This is a genomic window from Novipirellula artificiosorum (genome assembly GCF_007860135.1).
GTDB lineage: Bacteria > Planctomycetota > Planctomycetia > Pirellulales > Pirellulaceae > Novipirellula_A > Novipirellula_A artificiosorum.
In genome coordinates this window covers 1-21017 of the sequence record NZ_SJPV01000020.1, presented here as the reverse complement: position 1 = coordinate 21017, position 21017 = coordinate 1, and the positions used below count along the sequence as shown (strand labels likewise).

Annotated in this window: 15 protein-coding genes and 1 pseudogene; 1 reads left to right on the top strand and 15 read right to left on the bottom strand. The window is 55.5% G+C overall.

Annotated features, from left to right (window positions below; all coding sequences use genetic code 11):
• Positions 1-308: 308 nt before the first annotated feature.
• The 14 genes from Poly41_RS30700 to Poly41_RS30635 all read right to left on the bottom strand — a co-directional run bounded on the left by Poly41_RS30700 (position 309) and on the right by Poly41_RS30635 (position 17294).
• The gene (locus tag Poly41_RS30700) at positions 309-2066 is read right to left on the bottom strand and encodes a SulP family inorganic anion transporter (RefSeq protein WP_197231878.1); all 1758 of its coding nucleotides are present in this window, start codon (positions 2064-2066) and stop codon (positions 309-311) included.
• Positions 2063-2929 carry a bile acid:sodium symporter family protein gene (locus Poly41_RS30695; protein ID WP_146531200.1) on the bottom strand — a complete coding sequence of 289 codons (867 nt, stop codon included), beginning with the start codon at positions 2927-2929 and terminating at the stop codon, positions 2063-2065. The genes Poly41_RS30700 and Poly41_RS30695 overlap by 4 nt, the downstream gene beginning before the upstream one ends.
• A gap of 27 nt (positions 2930-2956) precedes the next feature.
• On the bottom strand, positions 2957-3355 hold the full coding sequence (locus Poly41_RS30690; protein ID WP_146531199.1) for a phosphoribosylaminoimidazole carboxylase: 399 nt from the start codon (positions 3353-3355) through the stop codon (positions 2957-2959).
• Positions 3356-3591: 236 nt separating this feature from the next.
• Positions 3592-4305 carry a rhodanese-like domain-containing protein gene (locus Poly41_RS30685; protein ID WP_197231877.1) on the bottom strand — a complete coding sequence of 238 codons (714 nt, stop codon included), beginning with the start codon at positions 4303-4305 and terminating at the stop codon, positions 3592-3594.
• A 98-nt stretch (positions 4306-4403) separates the two neighbouring features.
• Positions 4404-5240 carry a nitroreductase family protein gene (locus Poly41_RS30680; protein WP_146531198.1) on the bottom strand — a complete coding sequence of 279 codons (837 nt, stop codon included), beginning with the start codon at positions 5238-5240 and terminating at the stop codon, positions 4404-4406.
• Between the two features lie 51 nt (positions 5241-5291).
• Complete coding sequence (locus tag Poly41_RS30675) at positions 5292-6245, bottom strand: enoyl-CoA hydratase/isomerase family protein (RefSeq protein ID WP_146531197.1); 954 nt, start codon at positions 6243-6245, stop codon at positions 5292-5294.
• A 79-nt stretch (positions 6246-6324) separates the two neighbouring features.
• Complete coding sequence (locus tag Poly41_RS30670; protein WP_146531196.1) at positions 6325-7560, bottom strand: ABC transporter substrate-binding protein; 1236 nt, start codon at positions 7558-7560, stop codon at positions 6325-6327.
• Between the two features lie 94 nt (positions 7561-7654).
• Entirely contained in the window at positions 7655-9118 is a 1464-nt protein-coding gene (locus Poly41_RS30665) for an ABC transporter substrate-binding protein (protein WP_146531195.1), read from the bottom strand.
• A 140-nt stretch (positions 9119-9258) separates the two neighbouring features.
• Positions 9259-10020: a DUF4136 domain-containing protein gene (locus Poly41_RS30660; RefSeq protein WP_146531194.1), complete on the bottom strand. Its 762-nt coding sequence runs from the start codon at positions 10018-10020 to the stop codon at positions 9259-9261.
• Between the two features lie 163 nt (positions 10021-10183).
• Positions 10184-10696, bottom strand: a complete 513-nt coding sequence (locus tag Poly41_RS30655) for a rhodanese-like domain-containing protein (RefSeq protein ID WP_146531193.1) — start codon at positions 10694-10696, stop codon at positions 10184-10186.
• A 127-nt stretch (positions 10697-10823) separates the two neighbouring features.
• Positions 10824-11789, bottom strand: coding sequence for a glycyl-radical enzyme activating protein (locus Poly41_RS30650; protein WP_146531192.1), 966 nt, complete (start codon positions 11787-11789; stop codon positions 10824-10826).
• Complete coding sequence (locus tag Poly41_RS30645; protein ID WP_146531191.1) at positions 11786-12955, bottom strand: 6-phosphofructokinase; 1170 nt, start codon at positions 12953-12955, stop codon at positions 11786-11788. The genes Poly41_RS30650 and Poly41_RS30645 overlap by 4 nt, the downstream gene beginning before the upstream one ends.
• An 84-nt stretch (positions 12956-13039) precedes the next feature.
• Entirely contained in the window at positions 13040-15466 is a 2427-nt protein-coding gene (locus Poly41_RS30640) for a pyruvate formate lyase family protein (protein WP_146531190.1), read from the bottom strand.
• Between the two features lie 136 nt (positions 15467-15602).
• Positions 15603-17294, bottom strand: coding sequence for an FAD-dependent oxidoreductase (locus Poly41_RS30635; protein ID WP_197231875.1), 1692 nt, complete (start codon positions 17292-17294; stop codon positions 15603-15605).
• Positions 17295-17729: 435 nt separating this feature from the next.
• Here Poly41_RS30635 and Poly41_RS30630 point away from each other — a divergent pair, with 435 nt between their 5' ends.
• Positions 17730-19985 carry a hypothetical protein gene (locus Poly41_RS30630; RefSeq protein WP_146531188.1) on the top strand — a complete coding sequence of 752 codons (2256 nt, stop codon included), beginning with the start codon at positions 17730-17732 and terminating at the stop codon, positions 19983-19985.
• Positions 19986-20106: 121 nt separating this feature from the next.
• Here Poly41_RS30630 and Poly41_RS30625 read toward each other — a convergent pair.
• Positions 20107-21017 (bottom strand): annotated as a pseudogene (locus Poly41_RS30625) (hypothetical protein); the annotation flags it as partial.

The following is a 21017-nucleotide window of genomic DNA, read 5'->3' as shown; positions in this document are numbered from 1 at the left end:
ACGAGTCGCCTCGTGCTTCGTCGACAAGCCGTTAACAACTTCCGCAACAGCCCCAACCCTAAAGTTGAATCGGGACAAAGGACGAGCGGTCAGATCATAGCAAATGGTACCACAGAATACCGCCGATTGGAGCCGTTTGGTACAGATGCAATCCTTCGACGCGACGATGACCACGCACCCCGCCGTACCGGACGCTAAGGAACGAGCGATCAATTGCTGTCGTAGTGCATTTCGCAAGAAATCCCTCCTGCACACTGGAATTCTGGCGAATCCCATTACGAAATCTAACACTTATTTTTCGCACGATGCTAACGTGTGTCAGCCGATTCCAGTGCACGTCTCGCCAGTTCAGGATTGATACTGGAGACGGCATCGAAATGCGTCAGATGAATCTTTCCGGTCAGTTGGTGAATGAAATGCGATCGCTTTAGCCTGTCCATGACCGGTCCTTTCACCTCGGACAGATGCAGTGTGATGCCGCCATCTTTTAGACGGGCGTTGACGGCTTCGAGGCTTTCAAGTGCGGAAGCATCGATCGTATTCACGGCGGGGCACTCCAGGATGACGTGACGAACCGTTGACTCCGCTGCGACCGCTTGGTTGATATAGTCTTCGATAAAGCGCGCATTTGGAAAATAGAGGCTCGCGTCAATCCGCAGCGACAGTATCTCGGGGTCCGTCACGACATCATGCCGATCCCTGTTTCGAAAGTTCATGGTTCCGGGGATCTGGCCCACCGTGGCCACATGCGGTCTTGAAGTGCGATAAAGATGCAAGAAAATCGATAGCCCGACACCCGCCAGCAGTCCTATTTCGACTCCCTCAACCAGCGTCAACAAGATCGTGGTGATCATGGCCGCGGCGTCGGATCGCGAGTAATGCCAAGTCTGTTTGATTGCAGCCAGGTCCACCAAGGACAAAACAGCAACAATGATGGTCGCGGACAAGGTCGCATTGGGCAAAAAGTAGAGGAGCGGTGTGAGAAACAACGTGGCCATCGCGATGCCGATCGCCGTAAAGGCACCCGCCGCCGGAGTCTCTGCACCGGCATCAAAATTCACGACCGATCGCGAAAACCCCCCCGTGACGGGAAATCCACCAGAGACAGCCGAACCGAAATTTGACATGCCCAAAGCAATCAATTCTTGGTCTGGATCCACTCGCTGACGGCGTTTGGCCGCGAGCGTGAGTGCGACCGAAATCGACTCGACATAGCCAACGATCGAGATCAGCAGTGCAGGAACAAGCAGCTTTGCCCAAAGCGATAGCTCCATTGGAGGCATCGAGAATTTCGGCAATCCTTTTGGAACCGTGCCGACAATCTTGACACCCTGTTCCGAGAGTCCAAAGCCCCAAACCGCAGCCGTCGTCACCGCGATCGCGACCACGGGCCCGACCTTGGCCAATAGATCCGCAGCACGTTCACTTAGACCGAATTTCAATAATAACGGCTTTAGCCCGCTACGCACCCAGAACAGAAACACCAACGACGCGATTCCGATTACGGTGGTGTAGGGATTGATGTTTCCTAGATTTGGTATCATCGATTGAACCACATCGACGAAACTTTCGCCGTGCGCGTCGATACCCAGTACCGGCGCAAGCTGACCCGCTGCGATCTGGATGCCCGAGGCCGTGATGAACCCAGAGATGACGGGATGGCTCAAGAAATTAGCCAGGAACCCTAATCGTAGCAGCCCCATCGCGAGCAGTAGCAAACCGGAGATCGCCGCAAGCGCAATCGTGGCGCCAAGGTACTCAGGGGTTCCTTGCGAAGCGATCGTCGCAGCCGCTGCCGCCGTCATCAAGCTGGCCACGGCAACGGGGCCGACCGCCAATGCGCGAGAGGTGCCAAAGATTGCATACAAAATCAACGGTGCCATCGACGCATACAATCCAACCTCGGGCGGAAGCCCAGCCAGCAGCGCGTAGGCCAACGACTGCGGGATTAGCATGACCGTGACAATCCCAGCGACGAGCAGATCGTTGGTAAACGTTCTGCTGGTGTATTTGGCTCCCCATTCCAGGATGGGCAGGTAGCGGCGAAGTCGGTTCATGAGATTCATGCTGTATCCGTTCCGGTTGTCTGTACCTCGACTTGTTTGCAGAACCACTGCGCCGCAGCGAACGCGACCATCACCGACAATGGAACCACGAGCACGACCATGACGACCAAGTCCGGGTCGGGGTTCGGAATCGCCATCAGCACCGCAAACACCGCAGCGATATTGCGTGTGCCGATGCCCAAGCCCATGATGCTTCTTTGGTTCTGTTTCAATCCAAACCCAAACTTGTAAGACAACAAAGTCATTCCGCCGAGAAACAGAAGTTGTGCACCGATCGCAAAGCCGCCCATCGAGTTGAGCATTCCCTTGCCATAGAGCACGAGTACCAGGATCAACACGGTCAGCGTAGCGATTCCAGCAATTCGCTTGACCAGCGGAAATAGCTTGTCTGCTGCGATCGGCTTGTAGACTCGTATCGTGATGCCGGCTAGCAGCGGAATCAGAACGAGCGTGATCAGCGGCTTCGCAATTGCCCAGGCGCTAACCGAAATCCCCTTGACCATCAGCGGCACCATCAATGGCATGAGCAATACTGTGCCAATTGCTGTCAGTAGTAAGAACGCAGCCGCAAAGGCCACGTCTCCACGGGCTTTTCGGACCACCAGCGGATAGAAAGGCGCACAAGGTGCAGGGCCAGCCAACAGCAGTCCCATGGCATAGGGTTCTGACAGCGGAAGGATCTTGGTAATCAGATACGCTAGCGCCGGACCAACCAACCAACTCCAGACAATCACCAGAGTCACGAATCGCGGGTTTCGCAATGCCTTGATGGCGTCGGGTACGTTCAATTCCAATCCCATCGCCGCCAAATTTCCAACCGTGAAAACCACGACGGCGAGGTTAAAGATGTCTTCAATGCTCATTGCGTCTTGCCTTTGAATTCGAGCGTATCATAACGATTGTGTCGTTTTGCTGGCGGGTTTCTTCATCCCTGCAGCCAACAGGATCCAACCACCGATCAATGATCCCGTCAGCGGCCAGGGGACTCCAACGACAATCCCGGAAACAAGTGCTTTCACCAGAGCTCTCCAGAACGGATCTTTGGCAACCCTTCTCTGAAGAACCAGTGTGCCGGCTGCCCCCAACACAAAACCAACCACCACGACGATCGGTGTCGCCAGTCCCGCAGTCAGCAAGTTCGACGAAAACAGCAGCCAGTCCAAGGCGAGAATCCAGATCCCGGAAACCGGCAGCAACAATCCGCGGTTCGGGTCAAGCCACCAACGAACTTGCCCACTCGCTTGCTCAGTCAAAGATTGTTGTGGCGATTCCGAGTTCTGTTTGGTCATGCTGATCGGTCCTGTTGTTCTGCTATTTGAACGGGTTGTACCTTGCCGACAAACTGCGGTCCAAAAGATAAGGCAAGACTAACTGGACAGCGCTACTTTGTGAGCGGCAAGGCACTAGCCGCCGGTTATGCACACGAAATACCGGCGACTAGCGTCTTGCCGCTCAGTCCGAGATTGATTCGGGAAATTTCAGTAAATCGCCCACGAGGTGGCGCTGCCCAGCTAAACGAAAGATTCTAAGGTTTGGTTTGCTTTGAGGCGCCTTCTGCAAGAATGATTCTTTCCGGATCGATGCCGTAGGTCCAGGGCGCGGAGTTCTTCCAGCCGTTCCTCATTCGCTTTCCAAGAAAGACGCTGCCAGGATCTTCAACCTTATCTCCTTCCATTCCGTCGGTGATGTTAAAGACATTTTTGAAGCCTGCTGACGCGAGTTGATTCACAGCCATGGCAGAGCGGCCCCCAGAGCGGCACATGACCAACAGCGTGTCGGTGGGGCCGGCCAGTCGTTTGACCTCCGCGACAAAATTGGGATTCATCTTCGCACCGTGTTCCGTTTTGCCATCTTTCCTTTGGTAGGTCACAAACGCCACGGGAATATTCCAGGCCATTTCCGCGTGACCAACAAATGCGTACTCTTCAGGCGTCCTCACATCAATTACCTTGACGCCATCCGGCGCAGCCTTCCACATTTCGTAGGCTTCCGCGGCGGTCACATAGAGACCAAGCGCTGTTTGTTTTTCCTTCGGAAGTTCACTTATGGTTTCCTGTCCAATGGCACTCGGTGTGGCGACCGCTGCAAAGATGCCAACCAGACTGAATAGCAACAGAACGAGGGCCGGGCGGCTTCTGCATATTCCAGCGTGTTCTTTTGGTTGCATCAGGGATTTCTCATCGTAGAAGTTCTGACGGGCAAGCGTTGATTTGATGTTTGACTTTCGGCGGGCGGTCATCGAACGAGCACAAGCCTGACAAATAGGCCACTGGTTTGCAGGGCCAGCCTTGTCGAATCGTTTGGTTCGCTATTGTTTTGTTCTTGTTTATCGGATCTTTAGCGCCAGGTCACATCGGAGGCCTTCCTTGCGGGAATACGGTGGTATTGCTCAGCCGGATAACCGGTCACGAAGGATCCATAAGGAACGTAACCTTCCGGCATGTGCAATGCCTCCATGAGCGGTGGGTAGGCTTGACTGGCGGTATTGATACTTCCGGTAAAGGTGGTCCCCAAACCGAGTCCGGTTGCTGCCAATTGACAATAGTTAATGGCAATCATGGCAGCCGGCGCCGCTGTCCGTTCGTCTTTTGGTCCATAGGCCTGGATAACGCAGGGAGCCCCCCTGGAAATGCGATCGATGCCACCATCCCACGCTTCGACAAACACTTCGAGATTGGCTTCCTGGTAGAGCGCTGCGTTCGACTCTTTGACTTGCTTCATCCAGTCGATTGTCATCCCTGAGATCCGGTGAACCTCGGCCGCATCGTTGATCACAAGCCAACGAATGACCTGGCGGTTCGCTCCGTTCGGCGCCCAACGAGCAGCATCCAACATTTGCAGGATCTTCTCTTTCTCGACGGGTTTGTTGATATAGCCACGGACAGAACGCCGTGAAACCAGGAATTGTCGGACCCGGTCCCATCTGGGAATAAGATGAATATCGATCGGCTCGCAATCCTCAGGCCCCATCGACCGCTGATGCATGGCACCGGTCGGGCAAATAGCGACACAGTGACCACAGTCAATGCACAAATCCCAAGAGTTATCGATAGGAACGGGAAAATCTTTTTTCGTGATCAAACCACCTGGGCATGCTCTGATGCAACTGCCGCAGGTAATGCATAAACTCTCATCAACTTTGATGATTGCATCCATGGTGTAGCTGGTATTCATGTTTCTTGCTGCTGTTGAATGGATGTGTTGTTCTGCGCGCAAAGTGGTGTCTTAGAAATCCGGATCCGGAAACGTCGGCTCCCGGCCTTCCGTGAAAGCTCGAATGCCCTCGACGCGGTCGGGATGAACGACCGAGCGCCAGTGCTCATCCATCATGATCGCGACGGCCTGCTCCACCGGTTCACCCTGTCCCATTTGAACGGCACGCTTGACCGCCTGCACCGCTGTCGGTGAGTTGTCGGCAATCCGTTCCGCGATGCGGAGCACCTCCTCCATGAGTTTGTCGCTGGGGTGGAGTTCGTTAACCATGCCCAACCGGTGCGCCTCCTGAGCCGTGATCGGATCGCCGGTCATGAGCATCTGCATGGCCCTGCCCGGAGGGAGCACGCGGGGCAGCAGCACTGGCGAGCCGCCGCCGGCCGACAGGCCCACCATCGCCTCGGGTTGGCCAAAGACGGCATCGTCGGAGGCGATGATGAAGTCTGTGCTGATGGCCATCTCGCAGCCGCCGCCGTATGCCATCCCGTGGACGGCAGCGATAATGGGCCGACGCAACTGGCGCAGCGTGTAAAGCACGCGATCAAAAACCTGGCGTTGCCGCAGCCATTGTTCTTTGGTCATCTCATTACGCTGGTACAGGTCGCCGCCCACCGAGAAGGCTCGGTCTCCCGCTCCGGTCAGGATGGCGACACGCACGGAGGAACGGGCTGCGATCGTCTCGAGGACTTCGATCAGTTGCGCGGCCAGTTCCGTTGTGATGGCGTTATCGGCATGCGGGCGATTGAGGGTGATGATCGCCACGCGCCCGTCAGAGACGAACTCGACCAGGACGAGTTGATCGGGCTCCGGCACATCAGCCGGTTTACGGTAACCGAGTTGCTGCATCCGCGTATTTTTCTTATCTGTCACGTTCTTCTCTTCAACATTCTTGATCGTGCATGCTGTAAGGACGCCGGGGCCGCAACAGGCCGGTTTCCCGGTATCCGTCGTGTGCTTCGCCATCATCCTTACCTTTTTTTTGATTTCAAACTTCCCGCTTCTGCCGACCCATTGGGAAGGCAGAACGGGACTGAAGTGTTCCAGACTACCCTATCCGTGCCGCCGGAGCCTTGGGAAGCTTCTCCCCGGTCTTCTTCACCCACTGCTCGTTGAGCAACTCTTTCGCCGCCTGCTCGAGGAACTCCGGCGCGGCCCACTGCTGCACATCGAAGTCGTTCTTGATGTAGCCGTGGCTAAGCATGAAGTCCTTTCCGATCTCCACGGAGGCCAAGTTCTGCGGCGACAGGTTGGGCACCATGTCGATGTGCTCGATCCCGCGGTAGGTGTGCTCGACGTCCAGGTAGAGGGTCGTGCGGTCGAGGATCTCTGCTGCGGCATGCTTGTGCTCGTTGGCCCAGCGTCCAACCTTGATCATGCCCTTCATGTATGCCACGACGAGTTCAGGGTGCTTCTCGGCCATGACCTCGGTGCAGGTGATGGCCGCGGGGATGTTGGCCACCTGCAGGGTCCAGTCCGGATAACGGGACAGATCTTCGATCGCTTTGAACTTGCCCGTCGCTTCCTGCAGTTGCTGGAAGACTTTGCTTTGCGTGTAGATCGCATCGACAACGCCTGTCTCCAGCGCGGGCTCCAACGGACGCTGGGACAAGTCGTGCTTGTGGTCGCGCATGGTCTGCAATTCGGACGGGTTTTCGATGGGGTTCAGCATTTCGGGATCGTTGTACCAATCGTCCGCGTAGGGGAACTCCAAGATCTCGACGTCTTCCCTAGTCATGCCGTTCATCCGCAGCATCAACTCGATGCCCTGTTCCTCCTGGATGCGCCACCAATCGTTCTTGATGGTGTTGAGGCTCTTGGAGAGGCCGATCTTCTTGCCTTTCAGGTCGATCATCCGGTAGATGTCGTCCCGGGCGCGCACCATCATGCAGCCGCCCTCGTGCGGAGCATGCGTCACCCCCAACAGTCGGGTCCGGCGGAGGTCCGCGTGAACGGCGATGGGCGGAAACAGGCCGCCGAAGCGGATCAGGTTGTCCAGGTTGTGGATGTAGTGCGGATACCAGTCGTTTTCACCGACGGAACGGAGGTAGGCAAACTTCACGCCGATCTTCTTGAACTCCTCCCTGGTCCAACCCAGATCCTGATCGACGTTAGCGGCGGATATGAGCACGCAGTTGGTGTACCAGACCTCGTTCCAGTCCAATGGAGCTGTGCTCAGTTTTGTATTTTCGAACGTCGTCTCCTTGATCTGCGGTGCCGCTTTTGAGAGATCGGCGGCAGAACCTGCTGTCGGTTCTCCGCTTTTGTCTGTTTTGTCAGACATCGTTGTGGCTTCCGGTTGATTCATTGCCCATCACCGGACCGGCGGTGATGGTGATTGGTTCATGAACGAGGCCCGGTCGCCTTGAGTTGAAGGGCTAGCCGAGCTTTCCTCCGCCTGCCAGTGGGTCCGCAGCTTCGGGAAGCTTGGCGGTGCTCCGCTTCTTCCATTCCTCCTCCAGCAGTTCCCGACCGGCTTGTTCGAGGAACTCGGGCGCGGCCCATTCGCTCACATCGAAGTCGTTCTTGATGTAGCCGTGGCTGAACATGAAGTTCTTGCCGATTTCGACGGAGGCCACGTTCAAAAGGGAGAGGTTCGGCACGAGGTCCACGTCCCGGATTCCCTGGTAGGTGTGCTCGACATCGCGGTAGAAGGTCTGCTGGTCGAGAATCTCCGCCGCGGCGCGCTTGTTCTCATTGGCCCAGCGACCGGCCCGAATCATGCCCTTCATGAAGGTGACGGCGAGTTCGGGGTGCTTGTCAGCCATGACCTTGGTGCAGGTGATGGCAGCGGGAATGTTGGCTACCTGCAGACGCCAGTCCGGATAGCGGGAGAGGTCCTCGATCGCCGCGAACTTACCTGTATCCTCGGAGAGCTGCTGGAGCGGCTTGGTCTGCGTGTACATCGCATCGATGGTACCTTTTTCCAGAGCGCTTTCCAGCGGGCGGAAGGCCAGGTCGTGCTTGTGGTCGCGTTTGAGCCACAGGTCGATCGAGAGCTCCATGACCGACGACTTCAACATTTCCGGATCGTTGTACCAGTCGTCGGCATAGGGAAACTCGACGAGCTCGATGTCGTCCATGGTCATGTCGTTCATCCGGAGCATGAGTTCGATCCCTTGGTGCTCCTGAATGCGCCACCAATCGTCCTTGATCTTGTTCATGCTCTTGGAGAGACCGATCTTCTTGCCTTTCAGATCGGACATCTTGTAGATGTCATCTCCAGAACGCACCATCATCACGCCGCCCTCGGCAGGCATCTGCGTGACACCCAAAAGGCAGGTCTCTTTGAGGTTTCCGCGAACATCGATGGCCGGGAATAGTCCGCCGAAGCGGATCAGGTTGTCCATGTTGTGGATGTAATGCGGATACCAGTCGTTTTCGGGGGTGGAACGCAGGTAGCGATAGTTCACCCCGATCTTCTTGAACTCCTTCTTGGTCAAGCCGATGCCTTCGTCGACATTCGACGCCGAAACGAGCGGGCAGTTGGTGTAATAGACCTCTTTCCAGTTCAGCTTCACCTTGTTGAGCTTGGTGTTGGCATAGGTGGTTTCTTTGATTTTATTGGCCATTTTTGAACTGCTCCCTTTTTGCCTTTTTGTCACTTTTTCAACATTCTGCTGTTCCGAAGCCTTCTTGTCGTCGCTCTCGTGTGGTTGCGATGTTCCCTTTTCATCCAGCTTGGCAATCACCAGCTCGGCAATAGAAGTAAGCTCTTCTTCCAGATGGGGATGCGCTGCCGCCAACTCAGCGATTCTATCCAACCCTCCACCCAGCTCCGAGTGCGCCGACTTCCCCTTTTTTTGGGTGTCGGAATTCTTTGGACGTTTGGCTTTCGACATAGTGATTTTGCTCCGATTTTTCCGTTTCGTAGACTTGCATTAGCGCTGAACCCGCTGGATTTCCGCGTTCGAGTCTAGCAGACGCGAAAAACGGAGACCATTCGTAGAACTACGACATGGGCATTGCGCAAAACGCAACGCTAGCCTTCACATTGAGGCGATTGCTTGGCTGATTTGGGTGGGAACTTATCGAGCATCTGGAAGATTGCCCGATGCGTTCTTCGAGCCCGCTCCTTTTCACTGACTTCGACAACGATGTCCGCCATGGCCACGGCCTGCCAAACGTCATCGGTCGTCGCATCCACCACCTCGATCAACAGTGAACCTCTGGCAAAGGTTGCCATTTCGTCGACCTGATCGTGTCTTAACGCGGTCCTCAGGGCTGTGCCCCATTTGTGGCCATCGGGTTCGTCAAAGGCTTCCCCCAGAGTGAAGAGTTCGACGTGGTCGTCCAGAGCACAAAAGACAGTGATCAAAATGTCTGCAACCTCTTGTTCCGCGAGTTGAAACTGCTTCAGTGCTAATGCCTCCGTCAGACATTTTCGAATGCGTGTCTCGGCTTGCTCTGCCATGGCTTCCATGCCCGGCTTTAGATTATGCTCAAACCCGATAAAGGCAAACGTCCCGCTACGAGGGAACCTTGAAGCACTACTATAAGTACACGCCGTGGTCATCTCGCCACCGCGCCGAACGTAAACCGTTTTTGAATTCGCTTTGCTGCCCACAAACACGACTGTTTCACCTTCCATGTTTGCCGTCGCATCCACGATCGGACTGCCGGGCATCAGTTTCGATACGGCATCACGAACGCTCTGCGGAATCAAGGCTCCACTAATGGTACTGCTCGTTGAACAGAGTACGACGATAACGAGTACGACGCCAATGATGATGAAAGTTTCCAAGGTTCATCTTCTTCTTGCAGTTATCGGAAACACAATGCTGGTAAATGATCCACTCAAATATACTCAAGTTTCCTAGTCTTCGCTGGGGACCTCTTCTTCACGGGGCACAGCTTTTTCACTTAGCTGTTCACAACCATGGAAAACCTCGGTGCCATCAACGGCATTAAGTACTCAGGGGGCTTTTAGGCAGAATCATCCGCTCGGGAGTGAGCTTTTTTGTCCACGGGCAGCCCGAGTTTTTCCAGCCGCCCTGAGCCGAACTATCTGAATCTCCGTTTCCATCTCCCTCCATGCCGTCGATGATGTTATGGACCTTGGTGAATCCGGCATTCGCAAGCAAATTGCAGGCAATGGCACTGCGCCCGCCTGAACGGCAAGTGACATAAATCGTGTCATCGGGCTTTGCAACTTCCAACACCCGCGAGACAAAGTCCGGCAGCATGGTCATCGGAAACTTGCCCTTTTCTGCATCCCATGCGTAGCTTTGTGCGACAACGGGGACCAACCATGCCATCGGTGGATGTCCGACGAAGAGGAATTCTTCGGGTGTGCGAACATCCAGAATCTTCACGTTGTCGGGATCGGCCTGCCAGCTTGCATAGGCTTCTTGCGCCGTCACATAGAGACCCAAAACGGTTTGCTTTGCTTTCGGAACGGAGGGTATTTCCTCTGACATTGGTGTCTCTTTCTCTCTTGATTTCCAAATCGTTACGGATTGGTTTCGGGAAATGGTTTCTAGCGGGACATCGCCCGCTTGTCATTCAGTGAGCGCCTTGCAGCTCACCCAAAGTAGCGCTGTCCAGTTAGGGAGCTGTGCTTACCAGCGTTCGTCCGAATGCTTCGTCGATGATCGCTTGAAGATGCTTGACCAGATCATCCGACGGTGACTGGAAATCCGCCAGTTCGTAAACCTTGCCGAGGAAGTCGTACTTGCCCAAACCAAATCGGTGATACGGCAACAACTCGTAATCGATCACGTTCTTGTGGGGACGAATGAACGCCAACACCGCTCGGATGTGTTCCTCATCGGCATTGACTCCTGGGATCAGCGGCGTCCGCGCGATGAAGTCGATATCAGGGAAGGTTTCGTAGGCTCGCTTGAAGTTGTTGAGGATGCGTTTGTTGTCCACGCCAGTCCATTTCTTGTGCCGATCTGGGATCGTCAGCTTGTGGTCATGCAACATCGTGTCGACGTGTGGCAGCACCTTCTCGACGAACTCCCAGGGAACATTGCATGCCGTTTCGACGGCCGTATTGATGCCACGATTGTGTGCTTCTTCCAGCAATGCGGCGCTGAAATCGGGTTGCAACATGCATTCCCCGCCGCTGAGCGTCATGCCCCCGCCGGTGTTGTGGTAGAAGGAGGCGTCTTTCTCCACTTCGTTTAATACTTGGTCGACAGTCATCTCTTCGCCGAACATATACAGAGCGTCTGTTGGACAGAGCGTGGTGTGCTCGGCCGTGCAGCCACTGGCCAGATCCCAGTTCACATGGACTTTGTCATCCGGCCCATCGAGCGTGTAGAAGGCGCCCTGAGGGAAAGGATCTTTCAAGCACGCACCGCATTCCTTTTTGCCGACGCACAGTTTGGGGTCATAGCCAAGTTCAGGCTTGGGGCGGATGCTTTCAGGGTTACTGCACCACTTGCAACGCAACGAACAGCCCTTGAGGAAAACGCTGGTGCGAGTGCCGGGGCCGTCATGGCTGCAATAACGCTGGATGTTCAGGACTCGGCCAGTTAGAGCGGCGTTTTTGGTCGTTGGGCTCATGATTGTTTCCCTCCAAAATAGATGCCAAGGGAACGGGCAATCTGAATGAACTCGTTGTTCTCAGTCACCGTTCTGACTTTGTTGATCGCGTCCTCCAGCGGTACATACTTGATGTCAGGTGGAACAAAGGCGACCATTGCACCGTCCTTGCCGGCCTCGAGGGCGTTGACTGCTGCAGCGCCATACGCCAAGCCCAACTGACGGTCCACGGCGGATGAAGCACCTCCGCGGACCCAAGGTCCGAGCACCATGGACTTGGCAGCCAAAGCCGTGCGTTGTTGAAGTCCATTGGCAACGGTCTCTGCAGCAAATCCTGAGCGGTTGATGGTGTGCGCCCCACTCGGTTCGGTGGCCATGGGTGACAGAGATGCCTTCAGTGAATTGACGGCGGGTTCAGAGTCGGCAGGTTTCGCGTCCTCCACGAATCGGGCACCCTGGGCGACCACGATCAAGCCAAAAGGACGCTGGGCGTTGACCCGCGACTGCAGTTCGGCTGCCAGTTCATCGAGCTTGCACGGAATTTCGGGGATCACCACTGCATCGGCACCGGCGGCGATACCGGACTGCAAAGCGAGCCAGCCAGCTTGCTCGCCGAGCACTTCGACAACGAAGACCTGCTGCGATGCTTGTGCCGCCTGTCGTGCACGATCGAGCATTTCGATGGTGAAGCTCAGCGTGCTGTTGAAACCAAAGGAGACCATCGTTGATGCAATGTCGTTCTCGATCGATCGCGGCACGCAGATCGTATTCAGGCCTTTCTGATTCAGCTTAAAGAGAATACTCAATCCCTGCATGCCCACGACAGAAATCACCGCATCGATGCCTTCCTGCTTGAGCGTGGCCAGCAGTTGATCCGACATGTCGCGTTCCTCCAGCATGCCGTATTCATCTTCGCACCTCACGTGAAATGGATCGACGCGGCGGGACATGCCCAGCAGGCGGCTTCCGGAGGGATCGAGGTTGTCGATCAGTGCCGGACTCAGTGGCAGTATCCCACCCTCGTCGTATTGATCCGGGTTCAAAACTCCGCTAAACCCGTCGCGGATTCCGACAAGCTCCCACCCCAGTCTCGTGGCCGCCAGCGCCGCGCCCTTGATCACCGCATTCAGTCCTGGCACGAAGCCAGCCCCCACGTTGATCGCAATTCGTCTCTTTTCCCTATTCATTGTCGTGACCTGTGTTTTAATGATAATGGACGATCCGGTACGGCGTGGCGTAGCGACACGCCGTACCAGTCCCGTTAAACGTCACTAGCAACGCTGCAAAGTGCGTTCGATCACTTCGTTCTGCACGCCCACATGGAGTTGGGTAAAAAACGCGCTGAATCCTGCAACACGAACCACGAGGTCACGATAGTTTTCCGGATGTTTCTGTGCATCTCTCAGCATCTCCGTATCCAGCACATTGAACTGAGCGTGATAGCCACCGTTTTGGAACAAGGTTCTGACCAGGTTCAGCACGCTGTCCCGGCCTTTCCGCGTCTTTAATTGATCTGGCGGGAGCTTCAGGTTCATATGCGTTGCACACCACTTGACGGGATCGTTACCCTTGGTTGCAGACATTATCAGCGCGGTAGCGCCGTGGGTGTCGGTCCCCGGCATGGCAGACAAACTTCCATCGGTGAGCGCCACACCGGCTCTCTTGCCGGTGGGCAATGCGCCGGTCACCAAGCCCATCAGGTTGTGCACGCTCTTGGTGTACTGGTCCATCGAGGTCTTGATGTCCTTGCTGATGTAGTTGCCACCGCCGTCTACACTTTCAAATGCACGCAATACGCTGTCATTCACCCTGCGAACCATGAAGTCCACTTCATCGATATCGTTGCCGTATTTGGGTACATCCTCGTAGCACATCTTATGGACCTTTTCGTATTCCCCTTCGAAATTGGCCGCCAGGGCTTTCTTGAGTTCAGCCATGGGCAGCTTCTTCTTGTCGAATACGAGATCCTTGATGGCCATCAGTCCATTCCCCGCATCCACTGCTCCGACAGAGATCTGGGCGACCGTGTAATAGTTGGCGCCGCCTTTCCAGGTTTCGAGGCCGGTTTCAATGCAGCCCTTGGTCAGGATGGATCGCCAGGTACAGGGCAGGAAGTCGGCATTCAGCATGCTCGCAATCCAGGCTCCCCGGCGGAGAACATCTTCAGCGAATTGAAGCTGCCCTTCAAATGCCGCATACAGCTCCTCAAAGTCCTTGAAGGTCTCTGGATCGCCTGTCTTGGGCCCGACCTGCTTTTTGGTGCGAGGATCGAAGCCGTTGTTCAGGGTTAGCTCGAGCACCTTGCCGAGATTAGGCTGTCCCTCCACCGGATGACCTGTTTCATAGGGGATGTAACTCCCCACGCACGCCCCGACACAGGTCCGCCTGGCCTTACCGAGGGGAAGAGCGCCATTTCTCTCCGTGTTCCCCCACAGGTACAGTGCCCGCTCTACCATCACGTCGGCATTAACGAACTGGGGCATGCCGACCCCGGTACCGATACAATCGAGCACTTTTTCGAGGAATTTGCCCGGCGTTTTAGGGGTGAGTGCACAGGACAATGGTGGCTGGGGGAAAGATAGATAGGTGCAGGCATCGAGGATCACGTAGTCCATCTCCGCCGTGGCATCTCCCCCCTCTTCGGTATAGCCCGCAAGGGTAATACTTTGCCCCAGGTCGGCAGAGTTCTGCAGGGCAACTTTCTCGCCGTAGTAATAGTTAATCTCATTCAACCTGACAACGAGGTTCTGGAACATAAAGACGGCATCGTCATAGTCAATCAGCCCGGCATCCTTGTCGGCTTGGTAGTAGGGCTGCAGGTTCTGGCCCAGGTAGGCCTCTGAATATCCGCAGCCGACCTGCTCAAGTTCTGCGGCCAGGTGACAGAAGAAATGGCACTGCATGACCTCCCGCAGGTTGCGGGCCGGGTGCTCGGGCACATGCTCGCAGGTCTCGGCAATGGCGATCAATTCCGCCTTGCGGACTTCGTCTTTCTCCTTAGCAGCCATTTCGCGAGCCAACTCGGCATAACGGTTCGCCCAGCGGATCATCGCTTTCATCACAATGAGACTGGCCTGGTAGAAGTAAAGTTTGTCTGTGTTCTCCAGACGCATTTCCAGGGACATCATCCGCTCTTCGACATCCTTGATGACACTGGCAAGACCCTGCTGGTAAACCATCGGGTAGTTGAGATTGCCGCCGCCACCCGGCCAGTCATGGAACGGAACAACGAGACCAGATTCGTAGCACGGGGCCGGATCGAAACCATATCGCTGTTGGAATATGGATTCCGTCCGGCTCTTCAGCCCACGCTCGTCCCAGTACTCGAGCGCCCATGCATTGGCTTCTTTGTCTTCCTTGGTTTTCGATTTTTCAACGGTTTTCTCTTCCTTCATCCACAGGACGTTCCACTCGGGATTGGGGTAGATAGCCTTGTAGCTTCCTGCCATGGCACCCACGAAGAGGTTGTCATCAATGAAAAGCTTTTTGCGTTCCAACAGAGCCGCCAGGAACTTGGCACGCCGCAGGATCTGTACGTCACCGGGCGTCGCTTCATACACCTCTTTCATGATCCTGATCCGCTCGAAATCAAGCTCCTGAGGTGTACTTCTGTTGCGCTCTTTCAGCCGATCGATTCGAGCGTCATCTGCCGTGACTCGTGCTGTGTTTTCGTTCTGAGTTGCCGTGCTATTCGTCATTTCATGGTTCCTATGGTTCGGTACTGTGTTGATGCCCGTGATCCGCTACGTGGCTGGGGCTTCCAGCCCCAGATCAAAACCGACTGAGGCTGGAAGCCACAGCCACAGTAGATTGCGGCGAAGCCGCCTTATCCAGCTATGACACTGCGTGCGTTCGGGCCAACATGCCGCCGGAAACGATCTTGGCCTTGAATCCGTTTTGCAACAGAATGCGAACTGCATAGTAGGCACGCTGCGCTGAACGACAAATCACATGGATCTCGCGGTTGCGAGGTAGCTCGTCAAGACGCGAACGAAGTTGGCCGAGCGGTATGTTGATCGCACCGGAAACTTGTTCGATCGCCAACTCCACCGGCTCGCGCACATCAAGCAGGAATTCACAGCCAGTGGTTTCCCAATGACACACCGGCATATCACCGCGCAGAATGTTGCCTGCGACCATCCCCGCAAAATTCACTGGATCCTTGGCACTGCCGAACTGAGGTGCATAGCAAAGCTCGGATTCCTCGAGATCGTAGACGGTCGCACCAAGCTGGATCGCCATCGCTATAGCGCTGATGCGTTTGTCCACCGCAGGTCCGTCTTCACCGATCGCTTGTGCACCCAAAACCAGTCCACTGGATTTGCGAAAAATCACCTTTAGGCCCAGCATCTTGGCACCGGGATAGTAACCGGCGTGCGCGTTCGGGTAGAGGTAAATCTTTTCGTAGTCGTCGTCACCGAGTCGCTTCAACGTCTTCTCGCTGGCCCCGGTCCAAGCCGCTGCGCCTCCGAACAAACCGATGATCGAAGTCCCTTGGGTTCCGCGGTACTTTGAATCGCGTCCGGCAATCACATCGGCTGCGATTCGGCCCTGGCGGTTCGCCGGTCCTGCCAGCGCGACGAGGCTCCACTTACCGGTAACAAAATCCTTCACTTCGATCGCGTCACCAACCGCGTAAATGTTGGGATCACTTGTCTGCATCGAATCGTTAACACGAATCCCACCACGCTCGCCGATCTCAATCCCAGCGGTTTGGGCTAGCTTCGTCTCGGGTCGTACACCGATGGCAAAAATGACAATGTCGGCTGGATAGGTCTTTCCTGACGCTGTTTGGACCTCGATGCCACCGTTGTCCAGTTGGCTAAACCCCGCCGCTCCGTCTCCGAACACGACATGCACGCCGTGCCTTGTTAAATGATTCTCAATGACAAGAGCCATCTCGGGATCGAGCGGTCCGAGCACTTGAGTTCCCCTTTGGATGACCTTCACTTCGAGGCCAAGATGCGTCAAGTTTTCCGCCATTTCGAGACCGATGAAACCGCCACCGACGACCACCGCTCGTCGCGTCGGTTTGGCCATTTGCATGCCGGTATAGTTAGCCATCCCAGTTAAAAATGTCGTCCCGCTTTCGATCCATTGGCGGATCGTTCGCGCATCGGGCACGGTCCGAACATGAAAGATCCCCGGCAAATCGACGCCTGGCAGCGGCGGGCAAAGCGATGGGGCACCAGGGGAAAGAACCAGTTTGTCGTAGGACTCGGTCGTGGTTTCGCCGGTTAAGACATTCCGCAGTTGGACCGTTTTGTCCTTTGCGGAAATCGACACGGCTTCGCAGTTGGTGCGCACGTCGATTGCAAACTGTTCACGAAACAGTCTCTCACTGGCGACCAACAGGCTCGCTTCTTTTTCGATCACGCCGCTGACGTGGTACGGCAAGCCACAGTTCGCGTAGGAAACATAAGGTCCACGCTCGACCATCAAGATCTCTGCCTTTTCGTCAAGGCGGCGCAAACGTGCGGCACAGGAAGCACCGCCGGCGACACCACCTACAATGATAACTTTCATGCGTCGCATTCCTTCTCTTTTTGAGTCAATCAGTTTGTTGGTGCTATGCAGCATCACTCGGTCTGGCTTGGACGTCTATTCGCAAAACTACGACACTCACATTGCGCAATGCGCACTCGCTCTCTCCGAGATTCGTGCAGTTGCTCGGTTGTGGTCACCTAAAACACGTGTTCCCAGGCTCCCGTCCAACGCCGTGAACGATCTATTAATGCTCGAGATTTCGCTTGAATCGGCCATCGCCCTTAAGGACCTGCACGGTGGAAGCATGGGGGGGTTGGGCTAAGATCGCACTGCAGGATGTGCACCAGAACAATAGACCCTCGGCATGACGCGATTTGCAAATGATCTTTATCTGGTATTTGCCAAGTGCTATAAGATTCGACTGAAGTTCGAGCCGATTCATGACGCAGGAAGCGAGCACAACACAAAATATCGATGCATGCTTCAGGACGCACCAGCGCATTGACCAAGATCCAGACTGGCTTTTCCCGGGCCTGTGGCATCGCGTGCGTCTTACTCGGCTTTGGTTTGACTGCGGCGATTTGCGACTCGCAGGAGATCAAGGAATCGATTGCGATTTCGTCACGAAACCGTGTCGAGGCGACCCGGATGATTCCGCTGTATTACAGCCGTGACACGGAGAAGGTGATCGCCATGGTGCGAGACCCTGTGGGACAGCCCGTTGCCCCGACGAGGTCACTCAAAGGTGATCAACAGCCGCAGATGCAACTCTATTCAGCGCCGGTTGATCAAGTGCAGATCACGGTTGCAGGCGAGGGCTTGCTGCATTTGCGAGGTCCCCTCGAAGGCGTCAATGCGATCACGCGGATGGTCTATGAGATTGATCAGCCCGTGGGTCAGATCAAGCTTGGATTCCATGTCGCCCAGTTTACCGTCCCCGATGATGCGGCGGTGGAAGGGGTTCACGGAGCTGTTGACCTGTACCTTAGTCACGCTCGTCAAATGAGCCAGAAGTCCCAGCAGTTGTTCCGTACCGCTTTAGCCAATGTGGCGGCTCAATGTGCTGCATCGAATCCAGGGCGATTTGAAGAAGCCTTCTTCTACGGGCCGTGTCTGGAGAACATTCGCAGACTTAGCGGAGGCAATGTCTCTCTATCGGTGGCGATGCTCGATTCCCGAGATATTCTGACGACGTTGTTCTTGGTGGCCCTGGCAAATCAAGAAGTCAGGCAACAGGTCGTTATCGAATTCCAACGACTTGCAGCCGTGGAGTTGCCGAAGCTACATGAACAGTACCAACAATCCATCGGAGGGAATCGAGACTCGAATGCTGCCGCACCGTCGTTCTTCGATCGATTCAAAGGCGGGACGGAAAAGACCGAACCTTCCGAGCCGCGATCACTTGACTATCGATTCTCGCAAACCTTGGCATTCTTAAATACGATCGGTGAGCAATCGAACTCCGTCCACCCGATTCAAATCGCAACGGTCCGATACCAATTGGCAGCAATGAAGCTTCGACAAAGCGAGCTTGCGTTGCAGGCGTTACGTAGCGATCGGATGTTGTTGACGCTGACGTCGTCGAAGACAGGGTCTTCACCAAGCGTTCCGACGTGGTCGGGTGATGTCATGGATGCGGCCTCGTTCAGCAAACTGGCGGACAGTGTGATCGAGGACCATGCCTCGCACGTCCTTGACCTGCAAGAAATTTTGCGATCAGAAGTTGCCACGCTTGACGCTTTGCTAAAGCGTGTGACGGAGGCGTTTGAAGAGGACATGCGAGCGCAGTTTTGGAAACCGGTCTTGGCCGACCTGCGTCGCGATTCCGGCAAATGGAAATCGCGAATGGGCCAGATTCAGTCGACGACGCTCTTGACACCCGATCGGACGCTCGCTCGCGTCAGCCCCGGCCAAGTCGCAGTCCTGGATCGTCCTGTCCGCCCCGTGCTGCTTCAAGAGGGCCTGCAAGTTGCCCAAGGACTCGCACAAGAAGCCGACGCACTTTCCCAGGCCGGTGCGATATTGGCGGCCGGCAATGCACTGGCTCCGGGAAGTTCAGGCTACTTGGCGAAAGCGGGCTTAATCCCCACTCCCGGACAACACTTGGAGAAACTCGCGGATACATCGGAGCGAATCACCGTTTCGGTCGGCGACGATGTGGCGGTGACCCCCGTCATTCAACCCGATGGCTTTAGCGTGGCGTTTCACCTGATGTATGCTCACACGCCGAAACGTGACGACACCTCGGAAACCGCCAACGCGTCGGGCGTACAGCGGCACATTGTTCAGGCCGATGTGACCATACCGAGTCTCGATCTTCAGGAAGTCAGCCGTTTTCGCGTCTCGCTAAACACCGAAGAGCAAGGCAGCGGTGTCCCGCTGTTGGAAGACATCCCCGGACTAGGAGTCATGTTTCGGCCGCGCCGCGTGACCGCTTCGATGACCCAGGAAAACATTATTTTAGTAGGAGCCGTGGTCTATCCGTCCGCACCAAGTCTGGCAGAAAAATTGCAACTCGCATTCGATCAGTCCGAGTTCAACAGCGTTGCGGGACCGATGGCAACGGGTCCTCACACGCAGGGTGATCGCGAAGATTTGGCTGGCTGGGTGGCCCAAACACTTCGACGCAAAGCTCAGGCCAGTCTTGCCGATGAACGGTTTCCTCAGCGTATTGCGAATCCATCCGGTCCTGCGGTACCCGCATCGCAACAGCGACCGATCTTTCGGTAACGGGAGCTTTGTCCAAATCTCTAATCTTAGGGCAGCGATACTCGTTTGCGAACTGTCGGATTAACGAAGTGATGGCCGCGATTGACGCCTGTCTCGGCGGACTGAAATTCTTGACGGATCTTCACTTCGGTTGAGGTTGCCGCTGTGCAATCGCCACGCCTGCTTTGCGATGCTGTTCGGCAATTTCCTTTTGCCCGATGGCGTCATAGCACGTTACCAACGATTTATGTGCGTTCCGTTGAAGCGACTCGACCTTCAGAGCTCGTTCGAGATCCGGGATCGCATCGGTGTATCGCTCGAGTTTCATGAGGATCTGTCCGCGAGTCTCGTAGTAGTGAGGTGAGGGATCTTCTGTGTATTCGATGGCGGATTCGGAGATCTTTAACGCCTGTTCCAAGTCACCTCCTTGGCGAGTCGCCATTGCCACGGCTAGATTATTCAAAATCGCTCCCCGCTGCGGCAACGTTTCGGCAGCCGCAAGGTCGAGGTTGACGATCCACGCAAAGGCTCGAGGATGATTCGGTGCGTATTGAAGTGCCAGTTGCAACATTTGCAGCGACTGCGGTTGGTACTCTTCCGATTCGCCGCGTGATGCTTCGATATAGTGCACCCAAGCGACGATCGTATCTGCCATCGCTGCTCGTAGGACTTTCGTGTCGTCCGCCGTCTTGGCTCGTTTGAGCGCCGTGTCAAGCGTCTTGACGGAATCACGATGTCGCTGAAGGAATGATTGATTCTGTGCAACCGCTAAGGCGATCGCAGCACTGGTCGGTTGTTCCTTCCAAAGTTGACTGACCGACGCCAAGCTTTGCTCCGCTAGACGATCCGATTCCGTGTGCTGACCAAGTTGCCGGAAAATCGCTGCCGCACGCAGGCCCTGCATCGGTTGGATCCTAGCTAAATCCGTAAGTAGCGGAACCGCCTCTGCCAATTTCTCGGTAGCGATCAAGTAATCGGCATAGCGGCTTTTGATTTGGATGTCATCCTGATTTTCTTCGTGAAGCCGTTTTAGAAGCGGGCCCAATTCGGCTT

Bases quoted from the DNA above. Each gene is read 5' to 3' on its own strand.
- Poly41_RS30700 (WP_197231878.1), bottom strand. From the start codon at position 2,066: ATGAATCTCATGAACCGACTTCGCCGCTACCTGCCCATCCTGGAATGG.
- Poly41_RS30675 (WP_146531197.1), bottom strand. From the start codon at position 6,245: ATGATGGCGAAGCACACGACGGATACCGGGAAACCGGCCTGTTGCGGC.
- Poly41_RS30635 (WP_197231875.1), bottom strand. From the start codon at position 17,294: ATGAAAGTTATCATTGTAGGTGGTGTCGCCGGCGGTGCTTCCTGTGCC.
- Poly41_RS30665 (WP_146531195.1), bottom strand. From the start codon at position 9,118: ATGTCGAAAGCCAAACGTCCAAAGAATTCCGACACCCAAAAAAAGGGG.
- Poly41_RS30680 (WP_146531198.1), bottom strand. From the start codon at position 5,240: ATGAATACCAGCTACACCATGGATGCAATCATCAAAGTTGATGAGAGT.
- Poly41_RS30670 (WP_146531196.1), bottom strand. From the start codon at position 7,560: ATGTCTGACAAAACAGACAAAAGCGGAGAACCGACAGCAGGTTCTGCC.
- Poly41_RS30640 (WP_146531190.1), bottom strand. From the start codon at position 15,466: ATGACGAATAGCACGGCAACTCAGAACGAAAACACAGCACGAGTCACG.
- Poly41_RS30630 (WP_146531188.1), top strand. From the start codon at position 17,730: ATGCATGCTTCAGGACGCACCAGCGCATTGACCAAGATCCAGACTGGC.
- Poly41_RS30695 (WP_146531200.1), bottom strand. From the start codon at position 2,929: ATGAGCATTGAAGACATCTTTAACCTCGCCGTCGTGGTTTTCACGGTT.
- Poly41_RS30650 (WP_146531192.1), bottom strand. From the start codon at position 11,789: ATGAGCCCAACGACCAAAAACGCCGCTCTAACTGGCCGAGTCCTGAAC.
- Poly41_RS30690 (WP_146531199.1), bottom strand. From the start codon at position 3,355: ATGACCAAACAGAACTCGGAATCGCCACAACAATCTTTGACTGAGCAA.
- Poly41_RS30655 (WP_146531193.1), bottom strand. From the start codon at position 10,696: ATGTCAGAGGAAATACCCTCCGTTCCGAAAGCAAAGCAAACCGTTTTG.
- Poly41_RS30685 (WP_197231877.1), bottom strand. From the start codon at position 4,305: ATGACCGCCCGCCGAAAGTCAAACATCAAATCAACGCTTGCCCGTCAG.
- Poly41_RS30645 (WP_146531191.1), bottom strand. From the start codon at position 12,955: ATGAATAGGGAAAAGAGACGAATTGCGATCAACGTGGGGGCTGGCTTC.